The following is a 21,992-nucleotide window of genomic DNA, read 5'->3' as shown; positions in this document are numbered from 1 at the left end:
TTTTTATTCCTGCATGCCGAGGATCGTCACGGCAGCAGGCGGTATTCGTCGTGATTACCGCGGTGCGTAATAGTTAGAACCAGGTTTCCATTTGGATACCAAAGTTCCATTGTCCGCCGGCAGCAAAACCATCTTTACCGAAGGAATCATCCTTGGCGTAGTTATCCAGATCTTGGCTCCAATCCATATAGGTGGCGAACACCCGAATTTCTGGCCGGCTGAAGAAGTTGCTGATATCACCGGCTTTAAAGGTTGGGGCGAAGGTCAATTTATAGAAACCGCCACTGACTTTGTGATAATCCTTATAGCCCTGCGGATCCAGATTCATGTACTGATAACTACCTTCATAAGCTAATGCAAAGTTCTCGGTGATTTCCTGAATCAGGCGGGTGTTGAATGTTATCCACTTATAGCTATCGCCCGAGACATAACGATCCTTACTTTGTTGCGCCAATATTGCTGGGGCTAGACTCCAGTTTTTACTTAATGCGGTGGTGCCGTAAGTCGCCAAACGCCAGGTATCTGCGCTGCTGGTTAAGTTGCCATCGGACCCGATAGATTTTACTTCAGCCCCTAAACCATGGCCGTACAGCAGCGCGGTTTTTGACGTACCATCACGTAGCCCATAGAAGCTGTCACCGTGATAGGCCAACATGCTGTGAATACCTTTATCTGTGGCATTAGTATTAACGGCTTCACCGCTATTTTGGCGCGCCTCATTATCTTTGGCGCGCAACCCGCTCACCATCCACTGGAAGGGGCCGCTATAGTTATTGGCAGTGAAAATATAGCTTTGGATATCGCTATTAATATTCTCGATCTCACCATAATTACGGCCATATAACGAGAAGTTACTCTTCAGGTTATCGGTCCATTTGATGTCATAAATACCGCCACCGGTACCGGCAAGGAATACCACGTCGGAATCCAGCCAGTGAATATCGAAGTTATCGCGATCGAAACGTTTACCGGCCCACAATGTACTGTCTTTAAAAATACCGTTAAAGGTTGGCAGGGTGCCAAGTTCGACAAATGCCTGGCGCACATTGAGGTCACTGCTGTCGGCTGTCCAGTCGTTATAGCTGCGCTGACCATCAGCCAGCATCACTTTATAGCGGGTGGTGGCACCGTTATCCAGCTTCTGCTTTTTCTCCAAATTGACTTCAACATAAGTTTCTGTCTCATTACCCAAGCGGCCAACTGCCCCTCCGGTACTGCCGGCTGGCGTAACATACGGGCCACCTTGGGTGCCGGTGCCAGAGTCGTTCATTAGCAGGCCGGAACGGGCATAACCATGAAACTCAAAACCGTTGCCATCCTGTGTTTTGCTTTCCAGTTTATCTGTGCGCTTAGCCACCTGAACGGTCTTTTCTTCTGCCTGACGCGTTCGAGTTTCCAGCTTTTGTGCCTGTTTTTCGGCAATTTCGGCGCGTGTTTCTGCATTTTTTGCCCGCTGTTCCGCTTGTTGCAATCGTTGCTCCAACGCATTGAGGCGGGCTTCAATATCCATGTTTGAGGAAGACGAGGGTGAGGCTGCAGAGGTGGTTGTCGCTGCACAAGAAAGGATAAGTCCTATTGATACAGCAAGATAGCTTGGTTTTATCATCATTTTATATCACTCGGTATGTGATTGATTGTATTTATGCTAAACAGCTAAACCGGTTTTTCATGGCTAACATAAGGGGGATCCTTTGGGATTAGCAAAACATTTTGCTAACCCGATTCAGCTATTGTGATCCAGACTGCAAAGTGCATGACTTTTTGAGACGAATAAGGCGATGAGCAGGAAGAGGGTGCGCGCGATAATGCATGTAGCAGGCGCTAACATGCTGGGTGTTTAGCAAAAAGAGTGACAGGTAGGAAGAGGGACGGATGCCTGCCTGTCAAAGGCGACATCCTAAATGGTTTATGCGGAAGAGGATTTATGCAGTTAGTGGTCGGGTTGAAGAAAATGCCGCAGCTGTTGAGCATTAGGTAACGCAGTCATTGCTCCTTTAGCGCTGGTGGCTAAAGCACCACAGGCTTGCGCCTGATCGATGGCGGCGGTGAGATCTGCACCTAAATGCCAATTTGGTAGCCGTGCCAATGCTGTCAGCAACCCAGCGACAAAGGCATCACCCGCGCCAGTCGTGTCTATTGGGGTGATTTTCCTACTCGGGTATTTTTGCAGACGATGGCGGTTATGCACCCAAACGCCATTGGCACCCAGTGTTACCAGTAGCAATTTGCAGCAATAGTCGGCCATCAACTGTTCCATTGCGCCAGCAATATCCTGATCTGGGCAGATAAAGTTCAGTTCTTCCAACGACAGTTTCACTACATCGGCCAATAACAGCGCCTGTTGCAGACAGGGGAGCAACGCTTGTGGTTCGCGCCAGATATCGGCACGGATATTGGGATCAAAGCTGACCCAACCACCGTCGGCTTTCATACGGCGCATCGCCTCAAAGGCGGCACTACGGCTCGGCTCTTGGCTTAAGGCAATAGAGCACAAATGCAGCCACTGATTGTTTTTAAATTCAGGTAAATCATCTGGTTGTAAGAATAGATCGGCACTCGGTGTCACCATAAATGTAAAAGTGCGTTCGCCATGCTCATCTAAATCCACCACAACTGTAGAGGTATGGTGCAGCGGATCCTGTGTCATCGCGTGGGTATCGACGTTTTCCTGTTGTAATATCTGCTGCATAAAACGACCAAAACTGTCTTGCCCAACCCGGCCAATAAAGGCACTTTTACCGCCCAATCGGGCGATGCCGACCGCCACATTGGCAGGTGCGCCACCTGGACACTTAAGGTAATTATTTGAATTTTCAGGAACTAAATCAATTACAGCATCACCTAAAACCCAAATGGTATTTTCCATGATAAACCCCTGTTTTCTTCAATCCTATTTGCTGCTAAAAGTAGAAGAATCGGTTTAGCAAAGCAACAAAATAATCCGTTATAGTAAAAAACAGTGATAAGCCCCAGACCCTGATTCGCAATACTCTTCCTGCATGGCTTTTCTTTCTATAAATGATAATCATTATTGTACATGTATTGTGATATACGAATATGGGCCAGATTACCCTGAGACATTGAGCAACATTGCCTGGATGATGGATGGGTATTTGAACTGGGGGTAATAGCGCAATTTACAGTTTTAAACGCTAATTATGTTCAACTGTGCGGAAGGATGATTCGCTTAAATAGATGTTATCTGCCAGCAGATGAGCTAGTGATTTATTTTTTTTAGATGCAATGACAAGGTTTAATAACATAATGAAAGTGAAATATAATATTGCAGTATTAAACTCAACCATTATCGATGAAAATAATAATTGAGTTTGTACCGCGTCATTTAATCAAGGTGACGATTCAACGTTTGATAATTTCTCTCCGGCAAAGGCAACTTTATTCCGGCCATCTTTTTTGGCCCGGTAAAGTGCTTCATCCGCGGCTTTAAGCGAGGAGGCCAGATCATAGGCTTGCAGAGGAGAAATACCTGCGCTCAATGTCACGGTTGTAGAAACTTTATGGTTAAAAACATGTGGAATATCAAGTCCTAAAACCCGTTGGCGCACGCGCTCAGCCAGCTGGCTTGCATACTCTTCACTCACATGAGTCAGTAACACTAAAAACTCTTCGCCGCCGTAGCGCACCACGATATCCCGTGAACGAACAGCATCACGGATAGCCGCCGCAACACGTACCAGTGCTTGATCCCCCATCGTGTGACCATAGTTATCGTTATAAGCTTTAAAATGGTCGATATCGAGCAACAATACGTAATGATTGCCGGGAGACTGAGCCAGTAGTGTTTCAAGTTTATTCTCCAGACCCCGGCGATTATACAAACTGGTTAAGGGATCTATCATGCTTAAATCACTGAATTTTTCCCTTTCATTATAAAGGCGTGCGACAAGTTTTCGGGTAAAGTCATCACTACGACGTAGCATCAAATGATGTAAGGAGAAACCAATCAGTGGCAGCATGATGGTGAATACAATACGGAAAATATTTTGAAAATCGTCGAGTAAAATAACGGTTAATGCTGCTGGTGCACTGTGTAGACAAAAAGCAAGGAAATTATCAGACAGGGCTATGGTGCTGATAAAGAAAATCGTAAACAGGCTGAGTAGTAAGTAGTTATTTTCATTATTACCCAAATATTCGTATTTAAGAATGATTTGCCAGGCCCAAAGCACGCCCATGATTATTGAAAATAAATTCAGTTTATTGGCATAATTCTTCGAAATAAAAATCAGATAAGTTGCTGCGCTCAGGCTGATAACCGTGATCAGTACTATCGGTAATGTCACTGCTGGCGTTTCAGGTGACGGTAATATCATACTAAAAATAGAAGACGACGCATTAAGAAATAAAAAAAGCAGTAAAGAGAGCCGATGCTTACTTTTCAGAAGCTGATCGTAGGAATGGCTATTCATATTCAATTCACTCTGCATAATGTCGTGCTGTCAGTAGACAAATAAACAATATCCTCATGAAGCCCTATTATTTAGGCATCACGATAAATAGTTTTTCTTAGTAATTATTTTTGTTTGAAGCGTTTTAGTATCGTTTTAGGAATTTTCTTAACCAAAATTACCATTTTTGTTTCAGCCTGTCATCATGATGTTTCTTAACTTGATGTTGTCGCTGTCTGTCCGCTGCTAACAACTTCATAGTGCAGACTACGATAGAGTGATATATGATATTAGTTATCATTATCAATTGGGGCCGTTGTTATGATTACAGCCAGATTAGCCGCTTATCGCTGGTGTGGGATCAGTGGATTATTGAGCCGTGGTATGTCTAGTGGTTGGGGGATATTGCTGCCTTTTGCTTTACTGCCGGTTTTGGGATGGGCTGATATCACCGTCGGTCAGTTACGTATCCTGATTGTGCTCGCCATGCTAGCCACGGTTAGCATGTTGTATCACGCGCGGTTACGGCATTTCTTATTGCTGCCATCATGTCTGGCGCTGTTGGGTGGCCTGATGGCGGTGTTAATGCACAGTGGGATGCATTGAACCCAATAGCATTGGCTGAATTTTCTGTATTACAGGTATTTACGTGTATTTTAGGAAGGGGTCTTGCCAGAAGAGAGGTATTACTGTGCTTTTGAAATCATTGTGGTGCGAAGGGAGGGACTTGAACCCTCACGTCCGTAAGAACACTAACACCTGAAGCTAGCGCGTCTACCAATTCCGCCACCATCGCCCAAATGATTTCTTACTGCTATATCCGTCATACTTCAAACTACATGTGCGTTGGCTGCCTTTGTTCACCCCAGTCACTTACTGGTGTAAGCTCTTGGGAGTTCACTCGTTTGCCGCCTTTCTGCAATTCGAATTATTTTGGGTATATCTTAAAAAAGTAAAGCTTAGGATTTATATCACCAGCTTGGTGCGAAGGGAGGGACTTGAACCCTCACGTCCGTAAGAACACTAACACCTGAAGCTAGCGCGTCTACCAATTCCGCCACCATCGCATGTGCTGTGCAATATAAATCTCCCCTCGTACTTGAAGCCACAGGCTATTAAACCTCAATCACTTACCGGAGTAAGCCTATCTGGGTTTGTTTGCTGCCTGCAATACCAATTACTTTGGGGATATACTACGAATCGCCAAGAAAAGTATGTTTGGTGCGAAGGGAGGGACTTGAACCCTCACGTCCGTAAGAACACTAACACCTGAAGCTAGCGCGTCTACCAATTCCGCCACCATCGCGTACCGGAACATCACTTTTATAAAGCAACTACGGAGGCGAATTCTAGAGATTTTCGCGTTCAGGTCAATACTTATTTCCCTTAAGCGGGACGTTTGCTGTAAAAAGCATCATATGTTGAGCAATTGATTTGATTACAGAAGTATTTTTAGTTTTTAACGCCCGCTTGGTTGTGTTGGTGATAACTGTGGATAATCGGAAAACAGTTCAATCAGCCAGTCAATCAGCACTCTTACTCTAGGGGCAAGAAAACGCCCCGCAGGGAACATAATAAACAGCGGCATGGCCGGTGGTGGACAGTGGGGCAACACCTCAATCAGTTCGCCTTGGGTTAATTGGCTCTGAATACCTGGCGTGGGAGCTTGAATCAATCCTAGGCCTGCGACACCGGCTGCGATATAAGCATCGGCACCATTGACACTCAAGATACCAGGTAATGTGCGGCTTTCAACTTTCCCCTGATAAACAAATTCTAATGGGTAATCACGGCCATCTATCTGTGAGAAATACCCCACCGCTTGATGGCCGGCCAGGTCGTCGAGGGACTGTGGAACACCATATCTGGCGAGATAAGCTGGTGACGCACAGGTTATCTGTGGTTGCTGACCAATATTACGTGCTGCTAATTGTTCATCATGGGGCAGCCATGCACGCAAAACACAATCGACACCTTCACGCATCAGGTCAATGGTACTGTCATTCGCGCCGAGAATCAGCGTGATATGGGGATAACGCTGATAAAAGTCATTTAGTGCGGGGATAACCACATTGCGGGCTAGCGAATGTGGCATATCAATGCGTACTTTCCCTTCCGGTTGCAGCCGCTGATGGCTGAACAGCGAGTCAGCCTCTTCAAACGCCGACAGTAATTGCAAGCAACGCTGGTAATACAGTGTGCCTTCCGCGGTGATATTCACTTGCCGGGTGGTGCGCACCAATAAACGCACGCCTAAGCGCTGCTCTAACCGTTTTAAGGTATGGCTGACCGTTGCACGGGGCAATTGTAGTTTCTCCGCCGCGCGACTGAAGCTACCTAATTCAACAATACGGACAAATATCCGCATAGCTTGTATTTGGTCCATGATTGCACTCGTCCATTGTTGGTGTTTTTTGAACAGTAATGAGCAATCTGCATTATTTATCTTTCCTCGCTAAACAACCACACTTTCTTCCGACATCATTAACGGGGAATATCACAATGCAACAACGTCAATTAGGTTCGAATGGCCCGCTAGTCTCAGCGCTGGGGCTTGGCTGCATGGGGATGAGTGACTTTTACTCCACCAATCAGGACGTGAATGAATCCATTGCGACGTTACATCGCGCGCTGGAGTTGGGGGTGACTTTACTCGATACCGCTGACATGTATGGCCCGTTTACCAATGAGGAGTTGGTTGGACGCGCCATTAAAGGCAAACGTGATCAGGTCTTTCTGGCCACTAAATTTGGTATTGTACGTGATCCGACTGACCCGACAGTGCGGGGCGTCAGTAGCCAGCCTGATTATATTCGTAAGTCTGTTGACGGTAGCCTGAAGCGGTTGGGTGTTGATGTTATTGACCTTTATTACCAGCATCGTGGCGACCCTAGTGTACCGGTTGAAGATGTGATTGGCACTCTGGCTGATTTGGTCACTGCCGGTAAAATACGTCATATCGGTTTGAGTGAAGTCTCAGCGGCAACATTAGAGAAGGCCCATCAGGTGCATCCAATTACCGCAGTACAGAGTGAATACTCACTTTGGACACGAGATGTGGAATCCTCTGTATTGGCGACCTGCGAACGGTTAGGTGTGGGTTTTGTGGCTTATAGCCCTCTGGGGCGCGGTTTTTTGACCGGAGCGTTACGCCGCCCGGAAGATCTGGCTGCTGATGATTTTCGCCGTCATAACCCGCGTTTTCAGGGGGATAATTTTGCCATGAATCTGGTATTAGCCGATGCGGTGGTGGAAATGGCGCGCGCGAAAGGGGTTAAACCCTCTCAACTGGCGCTGGCCTGGGTATTGGCGCAGGGGAAATATATTGTCCCAATCCCTGGGACCAAACGGCGTGCTTATCTGGAAGAGAATCTGGCGGCACTCGATCTGGCACTCAGCCCGCAAGAGCTGGCAGCACTGGATGCAGTATTCCCGTTCCATGCCGCAGCGGGTGAACGCTACGGCGCGGAAGGGATGGCCCATCTTAACGCCTAGTTTTAACGTTTTTTCTTGGAGTCTCGTGGCGCACGCCCGACAGTTGCCTGATACACCTTAAAACGGCCATTCTGGGCCAGCACTTCATGGCTGCCAAATGCCGCATCCAGTAGTGCAGGGTAAGGCAGGAAGGAGTTCGCCACTATCCGCAATTTACCACCGACATGCAGGTGAGCTGTTGCGCCGCGGATCAACAATTCCGCCGCAGTCAGGCTGGTTTGAATACCATCATGGAACGGTGGATTCGAAATAATCATCTCGAAGCGGCCTTTAATGTCGGAATAGACATTGCTGGCAATCACCTGCGCGTCGATGTTATTCGCCGCTAATGTTGCTCGGCTGGCTTCAATAGCGGCCGCAGAGACATCACTCAGGGTCCATTTGATTTTAGGTGATTGCTGCGCCAATACAGAGGCCAGCACACCTGCACCACAGCCGACATCCAGCACATTGCCTTTAAATGGCTCACTGAACGTAGACAGTAACAGATGGCTGCCGGAGTCCAGCGAGTCACGGCTGAATACGCCAGGCAATGTTTTAACTGTCACATCGCCCACCTGGTAACTTTCCCACCAGGCATCGGCATCAAATTCCGGCTGTTTATCCAACCGGCCATGGTACAGACCGCAACGGCGGGCGCTGTCGATTTTAGTCAACTGCGCAAATTCAGATAACATTTCTTCTGCACTGCGCACGCCACTACGGTTCTCACCCACCACAAAAATATCGGTGCCGACAGGCAATAACGAAAGGAGATTAGCCAATTGGAACTGGGCTTCCTGTTTGCTTTTCGGCCAGTAATAAACCAGCGTATCGCAGTTAGCCACCATGTCGGCAGTGGCCAAAAGACCGAATTGCACATTCTCTTCCAGCGTATTGCTCAGTAATTGCCAGTGGTGATATTGATTGGTATGAACCCGTACCCCGGCTGCATCAAACTGCGCTGGCAGCGCATCTTGTAAATCACCGGCAAACAACACATGGCGGGCTATAAATTCATCACTATGGCGCAGTATCACTTCACTGGCTGGGGTTAATGCTGACATCAGTCTTTGGCTCCTTAATAATATGATCGGGGATTATAGAGGTTTGTTGGCGCATGTTCGATGGGTTTGCTAGCATAGCGTCGAAATACGGGTCGCTCTGACAGGAAATGGCATGGCATCAAGACGAGACTTGCTGTTACAACAGCTAGGCATTACGCAGTGGACATTGCGCCGCCCGGCCGTCTTGCAGGGTGAAATCGCAGTTCGTTTACCCGAAGATACCCGACTGCTGATTGTGGCACACCTGCTTCCTGAATATGATGATCCCCTGTTGTGTGATGTGTTGCACAGCTTGGGTCTCACGCCGCGTCAGGCTTATGCACTGACGCCGGACAGGGTTGCAATGTTGCCGGAAGATACGCAGTGCAACAGTTGGCGATTGGGCATCAGTGAACCGCTTGCGGTCGCTGGCGCGCAGTTACACAGCCCGGCATTGGCCGGACTTTATCAAGACGCGAGCGCTAAGCGCGCACTTTGGCAGCAGATTTGTCACCATGAAGCAGATTTCTATCCTGACGCCAGCCGATCTGGCCACAGCGTACAAAATTGAGCAAGCCAGCCACGCTTTCCCGTGGACGGAAAAAACCCTGGTCAGTAACCAAGGGGAGCGCTATCTCAATTTTAAGTTGAGTGTCAGTCAACAAATGGTCGGTTTCGCCATTACCCAAATGGTGTTGGATGAAGCGACGCTGTTTAATATCGCCATCGATCCGCACTATCAGCGACAGGGGTATGGCCGTTTACTGCTTGAACATCTGATTGAGCAGTTGGCAACACGTGATATCGTCACTCTCTGGCTTGAGGTGCGGGCTTCAAACGCACGGGCTATCGCCCTCTATGAGAGCTTAGGCTTTAACGAGGTTTCTGTGCGGCGCAACTATTACCCAAGTGCCGATGGGCGTGAAGATGCCATTATGATGGCGCTGCCGATGGGATAGCCCCGTTTTGCCGATTGTCAGTCGTGAATAATGACTGTTTGTCTTGAATAAATTGTCTATCTCGCATAAATCAGAGAAAATACCGCGCTATAGCCACTTATACCCGACGTGATAGGAGTTGCCGCTAAGCCTGCTGCAATTTCCAATAAGCAGGGTATAGCGCCACAATCAATGCCTCGCTTTGCCTGACCCGCATATCAATAGGATATGAGGCCCAGAGCAGGGCGGCTTAAAAGTAGAAATCTCAAATTATGTCTCCAAGTGAATACGCACTGGAAGTCGCGAAAAGACGTACTTTCGCGATCATTTCCCACCCCGATGCCGGTAAAACCACCATTACCGAAAAAGTGTTGTTGTTCGGACACGCAATTCAGACCGCCGGTACGGTAAAAGGCCGTGGCTCAAGCCATCATGCCAAATCAGACTGGATGGAAATGGAAAAGCAACGCGGGATCTCCATCACCACCTCGGTGATGCAATTTCCGTATGGCGGTTGTCTGGTTAACTTACTCGATACCCCGGGGCATGAAGACTTCTCCGAGGACACTTACCGTACTCTGACCGCCGTGGACTGCTGTCTGATGGTGATTGACGCGGCAAAAGGGGTTGAAGATCGAACCCGTAAGCTGATGGAAGTAACTCGTCTGCGTGATACACCAATCCTCACTTTTATGAACAAATTGGACCGCGATATTCGTGATCCGATGGAAGTGCTGGATGAAGTGGAACGTGAGCTGAAAATTGCTTGTTCACCAATCACCTGGCCGATTGGTTGCGGTAAGTTGTTTAAAGGGGTTTACCACCTTTATAAAGATGAAACGTATCTCTATCAGACGGGTAAAGGCCACACCATTCAGGAAGTGCGCATCGTCAAAGGGCTGAATAACCCAGACTTGGATGCAGCGGTAGGTGAGGACTTGGCTAAACAGTTCCGTCAGGAACTGGAGCTGGTACAGGGGGCTTCTCATGAATTCGAGCATGATGCTTTCTTGTCTGGTGACTTAACGCCGGTGTTCTTCGGTACCGCTTTGGGTAACTTCGGCGTCGATCATATGTTGGATGGCTTGGTTGAATGGGCTCCGGCCCCGATGCCACGTAAAACCGATACCCGTGAAGTGGTTGCTGCTGAACCCAAATTTACCGGTTTTGTTTTCAAAATTCAGGCAAATATGGATCCGAAACACCGTGACCGTGTTGCCTTTATGCGGGTGGTTTCTGGCCGTTTTGAGAAAGGGATGAAACTGCGTCAGGTGCGAACCAAGAAAGACGTAGTAATTTCAGACGCACTGACCTTTATGGCTGGTGACCGTTCTCATGTAGAAGAAGCTTTTGCTGGCGATATCATTGGCTTGCATAACCACGGTACCATTCAAATTGGCGATACCTTCACCCAGGGTGAAGATATGAAGTTCACCGGCATACCGAACTTTGCCCCTGAATTGTTCCGCCGCATTCGCCTGCGTGATCCATTGAAACAGAAGCAGTTGCTAAAAGGTCTGGTTCAGTTGTCAGAAGAGGGTGCGGTGCAAGTGTTCCGCCCGTTGACCAACAACGATTTGATTGTTGGCGCAGTCGGTGTTCTACAGTTTGAAGTGGTCTCTTCACGACTGAAAAGTGAATACAACGTGGAAGCGGTGTATGAATCAGTTAACGTCTCTACTGCCCGTTGGGTTGAATGTGATGACGTGAAGAAGTTCGAAGAGTTTAAACGTAAGAATGAGGTTAATCTGGCATTAGATGGTGGTGATAACTTGAGCTATATCGCCCCAACGATGGTAAATCTTAATATTACGCAAGAACGTTACCCGGAAGTGAATTTCCGTAAAACTCGCGAACATTAATCACCCGCCAAGCCGCACTCTATCGGGGTACAGGGTACCCCGATTCATTAATTGTCTTCACTATTTCCTCCTTAGGATAACTCCTACTTAATCATAAAAATCCGGCTTTAGGGCGATTCCGACTGTATTTATTCTGAGATGCTCTATCTTTATAGGTACACGCAGGATTGACGTGCATCAATTTTAGGTCAAATAACCTGTAGTAATCGTAAAGTATTCATCAACTGGTCACCTCTCTGGGTGGCGTAAAATCCGTAAGTTTGGGTGTTATAACAAGTTAAGTTTCATAACCCTTTACGGTTTATAACGACAAAGGAAGAAATCGATGACAAATACAAAATTTGCCCGTTCAATGATGGCTATTGTCTTAGGTACTGCACTTATGAGTGGTAGCGTGTTCGCTGAAGACACCATGCTCAATAAGACAAACAACGTAGTAGACAGCACCGGCGCGAAACTCGATAGCTCCATGAAGAAAGTCGATAACTACATGGGTGACAGCGCTGCAACAGCTAAAGTGAAAAGCGCTCTGTTGGAAGAGAAATCTCTTAAAAGCACTGATATCTCTGTTGAAACCAACCATGGTGTGGTCACTCTGACTGGTTTTGTGACTTCTCAGGCTGAAGCTGAAACTGCCGTTGAAATTGCCGGAAACGTTGAAGGCGTTAAATCTGTCAGCGATAAGCTGCATGTGAAAGACCAGAAATCACAATCAGTCAGTGAATATGCTGGCGATGCTGCAACAACCAGTTCAATCAAAGCCAAATTGCTGGCTGATGACATCGTACCCTCACGTAAAGTGAAAGTAGAAACCACCGAAGGTGTGGTGCAGTTATCAGGTAGTGTTGAGAATAAAGCTCAGTCCGAACGTGCTGAAAGTATTGCTAAAGCCGTTGATGGCGTGAAAAGCGTTAAAAATGATCTGAGCATCAAACCTTAATTATTATCGGCTGATGGGTATTTCGTGGGGAAATAAAATAACCCACGGGATACCCGTTAATAAGTTTGTCAGCCAAATAACTCATCCACAAATCCAAATAATACGACTTCTGTCAAATACGCTACTGTTAAAGAGTGATTTTTGAACGCGAGTTTACATACCCTAAATAATTCGAGTTGCAGGAAGGCGGCAAGCGAGTGAGTACCGATGAGCTTACATTGGTAAGTGATTCGGGTGATTGAGTGCAGCTAACACTCCTGCGGCTTGAAGTATGACGGGTAGAAAGCCATTTTTTAAAACGGGAAGGAGAGGCTTATGTTTCGCTGGGGCATTATATTTTTGATTATTGCTTTAATCGCTGCGGCATTAGGTTTTGGTGGGCTAGCCGGTACGGCAGCCTGGGCCGCAAAAGTCGTCTTCGTAGTGGGTATTGTCCTATTCCTCATCAGTCTGTTTACAGGCCGTAAGCGCCTTTAGTCAGGCGAGAGGGTTACAGCAAAGGGTAAGACGGGGTATCCTCGGCACCTGTTGTAACGAATTAAGGATAGATGGTGGGATACAGAATACCTATCACGCTCGGTAATATTGAGCCACTCGCCTATAAACCATACCAACCCGGAAAAATGGCGTTGGTTTGTGAGGGAGGCGGGCAGCGGGGAATTTTTACAGCCGGTGTGCTGGATGAATTTCAACGCGCCCGCTTTAACCCTTTTGATCTGATGATTGGCACCTCTGCCGGTGCACAAAATCTATCTGCCTTTATCTGCGGTCAACCCGGTTACGCTCGCCGCGTCATAACCCGCTACACCACCACCGCTAATTTCTTTAACCCATTACGTTTTGTGCGTGGTGGCCACTTAATTGATCTCGACTGGTTGGTGGATATCACATCCCAGCAGTTGCCTCTGGCCATGGATCATGCTGAAGAGCATTTACGCAATGGCCGTGAATTCTTAATGTGTGCCTGCCGTAGTGATGATTTTGAACCCACCTATATTTCCCCCACTCGAGAAAGCTGGCTGCCGACCATTAAAGCGTCCAGTGCTATCCCTGGTTTATACCGTCAGGGGGTAGATTTGGGGGGGATCAGTTATCAGGATGGTGGCATCAGTGATGCCATCCCGGTGGAGGAAGCCTACCGCCGTGGCGCTGATACTATTGTGGTGATTCGGACTGTACCGTCGCAGGCCTATTACACGCCGCAATGGATGAAGCGGATGGAACATTGGCTGAGTGAAAGCAGTTTGCAACAACTGGTGCGGATTATGCAGCAACATGAGCAGAGCTATCACCGTATTCAGCAATTTATTGAAAAGCCGCCCGGTGACCTGCGTATTTTCGAAATTTTTCCGCCTAAGCCACTTGCCAGTAATGCACTGGGGAGCCGGGTCGCGGCACTAAATCGTGATTATCATTTAGGCCGCCGTTGTGGTCGCTATTTTTTGGCTACCGTCGGGCACTGGCTATTACCGCAAGATCAACGGGATCAGGCTGGAATCAATGGGGAGAAAACCTCGATTTCACTTTCACGTCGTATCATTCAGCCACAAGATATTAATCAACCAGATGATATGGCAGAGCTAATTGATACTGATGACTCTTCATTTGATATTACTCAAACGCCGGATATCATTACACCAGCGGATTCAGTGACCGCCACTCACTATGGCCTACCGGCTCAGATGAGTGTGAGTGACAATGGGTTGATTATTCCGACGAATACCAATAGAAAGCCCTTGCCAGTAGAGATAATTTTGCCTGCCAGTGTGGCAAAAAACAAAGGTGATACCGTCTAATGGTAGAAGTGAGTGAGCAGATAGTGAATCTTAGCGATAAAGCTTATTTTATCGATACCCACTGTCACTTTGATTTCCCTCCATTCAGTGGTGCTGAAGCGGCCAGTTTAGTCACTGCGGCTCAGGCGAATGTCAGGCAATTGATTGTTCCTGCGGTGGGTGCTGCTTATTTTCCCCGTATTTTAGCCTTGGCTGCGAACTATCCACCCCTTTTTGCCGCACTCGGCATGCATCCACTTTATATCGCTCAACATCAAGAGGCCGATTTGGCGACACTGGTATCCTATCTGGCGAACAAAACTCACAAGCTGGTGGCCGTGGGGGAAATTGGCCTGGATCTTTATATGGATGAGCCGCAGTTACCACGCCAGTTGGCGCTATTGCAGGCCCAACTTAAGCTGGCTAAACAGCATGATCTCCCCGTTATTCTGCATTCTCGCCGTTCCCATGACCAATTAGCCTCGGTGCTGCGTAAAACGGCGTTGCCGCGCACCGGTGTTGTACATGGTTTCGCCGGTAGCCTGGCGCAGGCGCAGGCATTTATTCGCTTGGGTTATTATATTGGTGTGGGTGGGACCATTACTTATGTGCGGGCACAGAAAACCCGGAGTGTCATGGCCGCATTGCCTCTTTCCGCATTACTGCTGGAAACCGACGCGCCAGATATGCCGTTAGCCGGTTTTCAGGGGCAGCCAAACCGGCCCGAGCGGGCTGCTGATGTGTTCAGCGTGTTGTGTCAGCTACGCTCTGAAGCGCCACAACAGATTGCCAGCCAGTTGTTAGCGAATAGTCAACGTTTGTTCCGATTACCGCCCGCCGATAGCTGCCCACTTTAAATCACCTCCGGGAATATACAAACCATACTAATAATTTGTGTGATCTCTTTATTTTCGCTTTTTAATGTGACCATCGTCACACTTACGTTGATTCGGTTGCTTTTAGTTGTGTTTATTTGTGACAGAGATTATTTGATAGCGCCTTCATGTCGGTATAATCCCCCGAAAATTATTTCAATTTAATTAATGATTTCACTATTAGGGATAGCGACATGCTAATGAGTCTGGTTGGAATGGCAGTACTGATATTAATAGCCGTACTTCTTTCAAGTAATTATAGGGCGATTAATATCCGCACTGTTGTTGGTGCATTTATTATCCAGATCGCTATTGGTGCGCTGGTATTATATGTGCCCATCGGGCGCCGCATTCTGGGCGGTATGTCAGAAGGAGTCGCTAACGTTATCGCCTACGGTAATGAGGGGATTTCATTTATTTTTGGCGGTTTGGTTTCTGACAAAATGTTTGAAGTTTTTGGTGGTGGCGGCTTTGTATTCGCCCTGCGAGTATTACCAGTAATTGTATTCTTCTCATCATTGATTGCCGTTCTGTATTACCTTGGCATCATGCAAATCGTTATTAAGGTATTGGGCGGTGGTTTGCAAAAGTTGCTGGGCACTTCACGTACTGAATCCCTTTCTGCCACAGCTAATATCTTTGTTGGCCAAACTGAAGCGCCGTTAGTGGTGCGCCCTTATATTGCCACCATGACCCAATCTGAACTGTTTGCAGTAATGTGCGGCGGTTTAGCTTCCGTTGCCGGTTCAGTATTGGCTGGTTATGCGCAAATGGGGGTACCATTGGAATATCTGATTGCTGCTTCCTTTATGGCAGCACCGGGTGGGTTACTGTTTGCTAAACTGATGGTGCCAGAAACCGAAAAAACGCACGATAACGTTGATGCTACAACCTTGATTGCTGAAGATGAACGCCCGGCTAACGTTATTGATGCAGCGGCATCTGGCGCGGCTTCCGGCATGCAACTGGCATTGAATGTAGGGGCAATGCTGCTGGCCTTTATCGCCTTGATTGCTCTGCTCAATGGTATTCTGGGTGGGATTGGTGGCTGGTTTGATTATCCACAACTTTCGCTAGAGTTGATTCTGGGTTGGGTATTCTCGCCGATTGCTTACTTGATAGGCATCCCATGGAGTGAAGCGATGGTGGCTGGTTCATTTATCGGCCAGAAGATTATCGTTAACGAATTCGTAGCATTTATGAATTTCGGTCAGTATCTCCAGGCAGAAGAGTTAGTCAAAGCCGCGGGTTTACAGGTTCTTTCCGAGCACACTAAGGCTATTATTTCCTTCGCGCTGTGTGGTTTTGCCAACTTGTCATCTGTTGCCATCTTATTGGGTGGCTTGGGTAGCATGGCCCCAAACCGCCGTCACGATATCGCGCGTTTCGGCCTGAAAGCGGTAGCAGCAGGCACATTGTCGAATCTGATGAGTGCGACGATCGCCGGTTTCTTCCTGGCATTATAATTAGGCTAGCTTGACTTGCCATTTTGGGATTGGGCAGTGCTCGGGACCTGTCACCTACTTCGTGTACGCTCCAGTCCCTGCGCGCTGTCCGCACCCAAACTGTCTGCGCCGCTGACGCTTAATTTTTTATGGTTCAGGCCTACAATACTGCGTATTCCTGCCCATAGGCTATTCTTGAAGCGAGTGAGCGTATCGTGGTCAGAAAGCTATAAATTAGGTTATTTTGTGACTTTAATCACATATAATTCCGTCTCGTTACAAGTTACTATTGATTAGTGTGAAATTGAGCACACCCAAGGCATCGGTAACGTGTTCAAATAGTATTATTGGTTTTCGGATTGAAAGCCTAAAGCCTGTATGTCGTCGCATTGCATCAGTGATGTATGCAATGACCAAGTAGTTAGTGCGGTGAGATGGATCTCAATTGCCACCCATAGGGGCTATCTTCAAGGAACCAAGTCCGCTCGCCAACGTATTGAGCTTAGAACCCTCTCATTAGGGCGATTTTATTTGCCCGGTGGCAACAATTACGCCTCTTGAGAGGGGCTTTTAATCACCAAAGGTACCGGTACGGTCTCTTTGTCCGCTCATAAATAGATGCTCAGTTCTGGCAAAGTGCTGGGGCTGAAATAGTGTTGGAGAGTTTTATGACCGATTTAACCGCCTGCGCGAATCTGAACGATTATGCCAAACGCGCACTGAGTTTGATGGATTTAACCACCCTGAATGACGACGATACCGACGATAAGGTTATCGCGTTGTGTCATCAGGCAAAAAGCCCTGCCGGTAACACGGCGGCAATCTGTATTTATCCCCGCTTTATTCCTATTGCGCGTAAAACGTTGCGCGAGCAGGGTACCCCTGAAATCCGTATTGCGACAGTGACCAACTTCCCACATGGCAATGATGATATTGCTATTGCACTGGCCGAAACCCGTGCCGCCATTGCCTATGGTGCTGATGAAGTGGATGTGGTTTTCCCTTACCGCGCCTTAATGGCGGGTAATGATAAGGTCGGCTTCGAATTAGTAAAAGAGTGCAAAGAAGCCTGCGCTGCCGCGAATGTATTACTGAAAGTAATCATAGAGACCGGTGAGTTAAAGCAAGAGCACTTGATCCGTCAAGCCTCTGAAATTGCTATTAAAGCTGGCGCGGACTTCATCAAAACCTCCACCGGTAAAGTGCCGGTCAATGCCACATTGGAAAGTGCGGGTATTATGATGAGCACTATCCGTGATTTAGGTGTGGGTAAAACCGTCGGCTTTAAGCCAGCGGGCGGAGTACGTACTGCCGAAGATGCCGCGCAATTCCTGCAACTGGCCGATCAATTGATGGGTGAGGGTTGGGCCGACGCCCGCCACTTCCGCTTTGGCGCATCCAGTCTGTTAGCCAGCTTATTAACCACGCTGGGCCATCAGAGTGATAGCAAAAGTAGCGGTTACTAATCATTATCGCAATCATTGAGTTTAGCCGATGCGCTGCGGGCGACTAGCCTGCCGTGCGGCTTTTATCCTTATTTAGGTCAGGGGGATGCTGTGTTTCTGGCACAAGAAATTATCCGTAAAAAACGCGACGGTCAGCCACTGAGCGAAGAAGAGATTCGTTTCTTTATCAATGGGATCCGCGACAATGTGGTTTCCGAAGGGCAGATTGCTGCTTTGGCGATGACCATCTATTTCCATGACATGAGCATGCCGGAGCGCGTGGCACTTACTATGGCAATGCGTGATTCTGGCACGGTGCTCAACTGGCAGAGCCTTAATCTAAACGGCCCCATCGTGGATAAACACTCTACCGGTGGCGTGGGTGATGTGACATCACTGATGCTTGGCCCGATGGTCGCAGCCTGTGGTGGCTATGTGCCGATGATTTCTGGCCGTGGCTTGGGCCATACCGGCGGAACCTTGGACAAACTGGAAGCTATACCCGGTTTTGATATTTTCCCCGATGATAATGCGTTCCGTAAAATCATTCAGGACGTCGGTGTCGCCATCATTGGTCAAACCAGCTCATTAGCACCGGCAGATAAACGTTTCTACGCTACCCGTGATATCACCGCCACTGTAGATTCCATTCCACTGATTACCGCTTCTATTTTGGCGAAGAAACTGGCTGAGGGGCTGGATGCGTTGGTGATGGATGTGAAGGTGGGTTCTGGTGCTTTTATGCCGACATATCAACTATCTGCCGATTTAGCACAGGCCATTGTCAGTGTGGCTAACGGCGCGGGTTGTAAAACGACGGCACTATTGACTGATATGAATCAGGTGTTGGCTTCCAGCGCCGGTAATGCGGTTGAAGTGCGCGAAGCGGTGCGCTTCCTGACGGGTGAATATCGTAATCCACGCTTGTTAGAAGTGACGATGGCGCTGTGCGTTGAGATGCTGTTATCCGGTGGTTTGGCGCAAGATGATGCTGACGCCAGATCCAAGTTACAGGCGGTGCTGGATAACGGTAAAGCAGCAGAACTCTTTGGTCGCATGGTGGCGGCGCAAAAAGGCCCAAGTGATTTCGTTGAGCGCTATGACAGCTACCTGCCGATAGCCACGCTGAGCAAACCGGTCTTTGCTGAACGAGCCGGCATTGTTACCGCGATGGATACCCGTGCGCTGGGTATGGCGGTGGTTTCCCTCGGCGGTGGTCGTCGGCGGGCAACTGATCCTATTGATTACAGTGTTGGTATCACTGAAATGGCACGTCTGGGGACTGGTGTTGATGGCCAGCAGCCATTAGCGGTGATTCATGCCAATAACGAAGACGACTGGCAGCAGGCAGCAGACGCACTACGTGCGGCGATCACCTTGGGTGACAAAGCGCCGGAAGAAACACCGGTTATCTATCGCCGTATTACTGAATAAACGCCATACTTTTGTTATTGACGCTATTTGCTTTCGAGGCAAATGTTAGCAAAAACAGATTAATTACATGGGGGAGCAAATGAACGTAGCTGCCCCAGAGCGTGAACCCACGCAGGAGAAAATAATGAAACGTACATTTATTATGGTATTGGACTCATTTGGTATTGGTGCCAGCGCCGATGCTAACAAATTTGGTGACCAAGGGGCCGATACACTGGGCCACATTGCTGAGGTCTGCGCCCGTGGTGAAGCTAACGTTGGTCGTAGTGGCCCATTGACGCTGCCAAACTTGAGTCGTTTAGGGTTGGGTAAAGCTGCCGAAGAGTCCACCGGTAAATTCCCAGTTGGGCTGGATAAGAATGCAGACATCATTGGTGCCTATGGTTATGCCAGTGAGTTATCCTCCGGTAAAGATACACCGTCAGGCCACTGGGAGATTGCGGGGGTGCCGGTGCTGTTTGACTGGGGTTACTTCAGTGATGTCGAAAACAGTTTCCCACAGGAACTGTTGGATAAACTGGTAAAACGGGCCAACCTGCCGGGTTATCTGGGTAACTGTCACTCAAGTGGGACCGTTATCCTTGACCAATTGGGTGAAGAGCATATGAAAACCGGCAAACCGATTTTCTATACCTCGGCGGACTCGGTGTTCCAGATTGCCTGCCACGAAGAAACTTTTGGCCTGGATCGCTTGTATGAGCTGTGTGAAATTGCCCGCGAAGAACTGACCGAAGGTGGCTACAATATTGGCCGTGTGATTGCGCGTCCGTTTATTGGTGACAAGCCGGGTAACTTCCAACGCACCGGTAACCGCCATGATCTGGCCGTTGAACCGCCAGCGCCAACCATGTTGAAAAAACTGGTGGATGAGAAGGGGGGGGAAGTGGTTTCTATCGGTAAAATCGCCGATATCTATGCGCATGTGGGTATCACTCAGAAAGTGAAAGCCACCGGTCTGGATGCGCTATTTGATGCCACGATAGAAGAAATGAAGAAAGCCGGTGATAACACTATCGTGTTCACTAACTTTGTGGATTTTGACTCTTCTTACGGTCACCGTCGCGACGTTGCTGGTTATGCTGCTGCATTGGAACTGTTCGACCGCCGCCTGCCTGAGTTGATGGCGCTGGTAAAAGAGGATGACATCATGATCCTGACGGCTGACCACGGTTGTGACCCAACCTGGCCGGGCACTGACCATACCCGTGAGCACATTCCGGTCTTGGTTTACGGCCCGAAAGTCAAACCGGGATCGCTGGGGCATCGTGAGACCTTTGCTGATATTGGGCAGACGGTAGCGACATATTTCAATCTATCCCCAATGGATTACGGTAAGAATATGCTTTAAGTCATTCAGCTAAGCTGAGCGTGCCATTTTGAACCCGGGCAGTGCTCGCCCTCCTCACGTACTGCGTGTACGCTCCGGGGGCTGTGCGCTGGCCGTGCCCAAACTGTCGGTGCTCATCTACGCTGGCGATGGCTGATTTTCTCTGAACTGTGCAAAGTAGTTCAAACTTAAAAACAGCTCAGTAATATAAATTTTAATTCTCTGATTTTTAAGGAAAGTGATTATGGCAACGCCACATATTAATGCTGAAATGGGTGATTTCGCTGACGTTGTATTAATGCCAGGGGATCCACTGCGTGCGAAATTTATCGCCGAAACCTTCCTGCAAGACGTGCGCGAAGTGAACAATGTGCGTGGCATGTTGGGCTTCACCGGTACTTATAAAGGCCGCAAAATCTCTGTAATGGGCCACGGTATGGGTATCCCGTCCTGCTCCATTTACGCCAAAGAACTGATCACTGATTTTGGCGTGAAAAAAATCATTCGTGTCGGTTCATGTGGTGCGGTTCGCGCCGATGTGAAACTGCGTGATGTGGTGATCGGCATGGGGGCTTGTACCGACTCCAAAGTAAACCGTATGCGCTTTAAAGATCACGACTATGCAGCGATTGCTGACTTTGAAATGACCCGCAATGCAGTGGATGCGGCAAAAGCGAAAGGTATCGACGTCCGTGTAGGTAACCTCTTCTCTGCTGACCTGTTCTACACGCCAGACCCGCAAATGTTTGATGTGATGGAAAAATACGGCATTCTGGGCGTGGAAATGGAAGCGGCCGGTATCTACGGCGTTGCCGCGGAGTTCGGTGCTAAAGCCCTGACCATCTGCACTGTTTCTGACCATATCCGTACCGGTGAGCAAACCACCGCTGCGGAGCGCCAGACCACCTTCAATGACATGATTGAAATTGCATTAGAATCGGTGTTGTTGGGCGATCAGAAGTAATCCCGTCTCTGCTTCCCTCTATTCAGCGGCAGCGATTTCTGCCGCTGAATCTATTCAT

19 protein-coding genes and 3 tRNA genes are annotated in these 21,992 nt (G+C 48.3%); 14 read left to right on the top strand and 8 right to left on the bottom strand.

Features of this window, described 5'->3' with window-relative positions:
- Positions 1-73 precede the first annotated feature (73 nt).
- The 3 genes from V1953_RS18205 to V1953_RS18195 form a co-directional block, all read right to left on the bottom strand.
- Positions 74-1,609: a carbohydrate porin gene (locus tag V1953_RS18205; protein ID WP_442851185.1), complete on the bottom strand. Its 1,536-nt coding sequence runs from the start codon at positions 1,607-1,609 to the stop codon at positions 74-76.
- Between the two features lie 321 nt (positions 1,610-1,930).
- Complete coding sequence (locus tag V1953_RS18200) at positions 1,931-2,866, bottom strand: aminoimidazole riboside kinase (RefSeq protein ID WP_083160711.1); 936 nt, start codon at positions 2,864-2,866, stop codon at positions 1,931-1,933.
- Between the two features lie 481 nt (positions 2,867-3,347).
- Positions 3,348-4,448, bottom strand: coding sequence for a GGDEF domain-containing protein (locus V1953_RS18195; protein WP_083160708.1), 1,101 nt, complete (start codon positions 4,446-4,448; stop codon positions 3,348-3,350).
- Positions 4,449-4,730: 282 nt separating this feature from the next.
- Between V1953_RS18195 and V1953_RS18190 the strand changes: the two genes are divergently transcribed.
- Entirely contained in the window at positions 4,731-5,015 is a 285-nt protein-coding gene (locus V1953_RS18190; RefSeq protein WP_193784732.1) for a DUF1435 domain-containing protein, read from the top strand.
- A 103-nt stretch (positions 5,016-5,118) separates the two neighbouring features.
- Here V1953_RS18190 and V1953_RS18185 read toward each other — a convergent pair.
- The 4 genes from V1953_RS18185 to V1953_RS18170 all read right to left on the bottom strand — a co-directional run bounded on the left by V1953_RS18185 (position 5,119) and on the right by V1953_RS18170 (position 6,795).
- Positions 5,119-5,205 (bottom strand) — tRNA-Leu (locus V1953_RS18185).
- 184 nt (positions 5,206-5,389) lie between these two features.
- Positions 5,390-5,476, bottom strand: a tRNA-Leu gene (locus tag V1953_RS18180).
- 152 nt (positions 5,477-5,628) lie between these two features.
- Positions 5,629-5,715: transfer RNA gene (locus V1953_RS18175), tRNA-Leu, on the bottom strand.
- Between the two features lie 153 nt (positions 5,716-5,868).
- The gene (locus V1953_RS18170; protein ID WP_372568641.1) at positions 5,869-6,795 is read right to left on the bottom strand and encodes a LysR family transcriptional regulator; all 927 of its coding nucleotides are present in this window, start codon (positions 6,793-6,795) and stop codon (positions 5,869-5,871) included.
- A gap of 116 nt (positions 6,796-6,911) precedes the next feature.
- Here V1953_RS18170 and V1953_RS18165 point away from each other — a divergent pair, with 116 nt between their 5' ends.
- Entirely contained in the window at positions 6,912-7,904 is a 993-nt protein-coding gene (locus V1953_RS18165) for an aldo/keto reductase (protein ID WP_442821281.1), read from the top strand.
- A 2-nt stretch (positions 7,905-7,906) separates the two neighbouring features.
- On the opposite strand, the gene rsmC is transcribed toward V1953_RS18165, so the two are convergent.
- Entirely contained in the window at positions 7,907-8,950 is a 1,044-nt protein-coding gene (gene rsmC, locus V1953_RS18160) for a 16S rRNA (guanine(1207)-N(2))-methyltransferase RsmC (RefSeq protein WP_083160702.1), read from the bottom strand.
- Positions 8,951-9,062: 112 nt separating this feature from the next.
- On the opposite strand from rsmC, the gene V1953_RS18155 reads away from it, so the two are divergent.
- The 12 genes from V1953_RS18155 (at position 9,063) to deoD (ending at position 21,934) form a co-directional block, all read left to right on the top strand.
- Positions 9,063-9,500, top strand: a complete 438-nt coding sequence (locus tag V1953_RS18155; RefSeq protein ID WP_083160700.1) for a DNA polymerase III subunit psi — start codon at positions 9,063-9,065, stop codon at positions 9,498-9,500.
- A complete protein-coding gene (gene rimI / locus V1953_RS18150) occupies positions 9,445-9,888 on the top strand; it encodes a ribosomal protein S18-alanine N-acetyltransferase (RefSeq protein WP_083160698.1) in 444 nt (147 codons plus the stop codon). The genes V1953_RS18155 and rimI overlap by 56 nt, the downstream gene beginning before the upstream one ends.
- A gap of 251 nt (positions 9,889-10,139) precedes the next feature.
- Entirely contained in the window at positions 10,140-11,729 is a 1,590-nt protein-coding gene (gene prfC, locus V1953_RS18145; protein WP_005191790.1) for a peptide chain release factor 3, read from the top strand.
- A 325-nt stretch (positions 11,730-12,054) separates the two neighbouring features.
- Positions 12,055-12,669: a molecular chaperone OsmY gene (osmY, locus tag V1953_RS18140; protein WP_083160696.1), complete on the top strand. Its 615-nt coding sequence runs from the start codon at positions 12,055-12,057 to the stop codon at positions 12,667-12,669.
- Between the two features lie 315 nt (positions 12,670-12,984).
- A complete protein-coding gene (locus tag V1953_RS18135; protein ID WP_004876076.1) occupies positions 12,985-13,146 on the top strand; it encodes a DUF1328 domain-containing protein in 162 nt (53 codons plus the stop codon).
- A gap of 71 nt (positions 13,147-13,217) precedes the next feature.
- The gene (locus V1953_RS18130) at positions 13,218-14,465 is read left to right on the top strand and encodes a patatin-like phospholipase family protein (protein WP_083160694.1); all 1,248 of its coding nucleotides are present in this window, start codon (positions 13,218-13,220) and stop codon (positions 14,463-14,465) included.
- The gene (locus tag V1953_RS18125; RefSeq protein WP_372568643.1) at positions 14,465-15,301 is read left to right on the top strand and encodes a TatD family hydrolase; all 837 of its coding nucleotides are present in this window, start codon (positions 14,465-14,467) and stop codon (positions 15,299-15,301) included. Before V1953_RS18130 ends, V1953_RS18125 begins: the two co-directional genes overlap by 1 nt.
- A gap of 212 nt (positions 15,302-15,513) precedes the next feature.
- A complete protein-coding gene (locus V1953_RS18120; protein WP_372557945.1) occupies positions 15,514-16,785 on the top strand; it encodes a NupC/NupG family nucleoside CNT transporter in 1,272 nt (423 codons plus the stop codon).
- Positions 16,786-17,432: 647 nt separating this feature from the next.
- Entirely contained in the window at positions 17,433-18,230 is a 798-nt protein-coding gene (gene deoC / locus V1953_RS18115) for a deoxyribose-phosphate aldolase (RefSeq protein WP_050072495.1), read from the top strand.
- Between the two features lie 90 nt (positions 18,231-18,320).
- A complete protein-coding gene (gene deoA, locus V1953_RS18110) occupies positions 18,321-19,643 on the top strand; it encodes a thymidine phosphorylase (protein ID WP_442851184.1) in 1,323 nt (440 codons plus the stop codon).
- Positions 19,644-19,767: 124 nt separating this feature from the next.
- Positions 19,768-20,991, top strand: coding sequence for a phosphopentomutase (gene deoB / locus V1953_RS18105; RefSeq protein WP_042568600.1), 1,224 nt, complete (start codon positions 19,768-19,770; stop codon positions 20,989-20,991).
- A 223-nt stretch (positions 20,992-21,214) separates the two neighbouring features.
- On the top strand, positions 21,215-21,934 hold the full coding sequence (gene deoD, locus V1953_RS18100; RefSeq protein ID WP_083160686.1) for a purine-nucleoside phosphorylase: 720 nt from the start codon (positions 21,215-21,217) through the stop codon (positions 21,932-21,934).
- Positions 21,935-21,992: the final 58 nt, after the last annotated feature.

The organism is Yersinia sp. 2541 StPb PI, assembly GCF_052217145.1.
Lineage (GTDB): Bacteria > Pseudomonadota > Gammaproteobacteria > Enterobacterales > Enterobacteriaceae > Yersinia > Yersinia enterocolitica_E.
The sequence above is the reverse complement of the archived record's forward strand: the minus strand, read 5'-3'. Positions and strand labels throughout refer to the sequence as shown.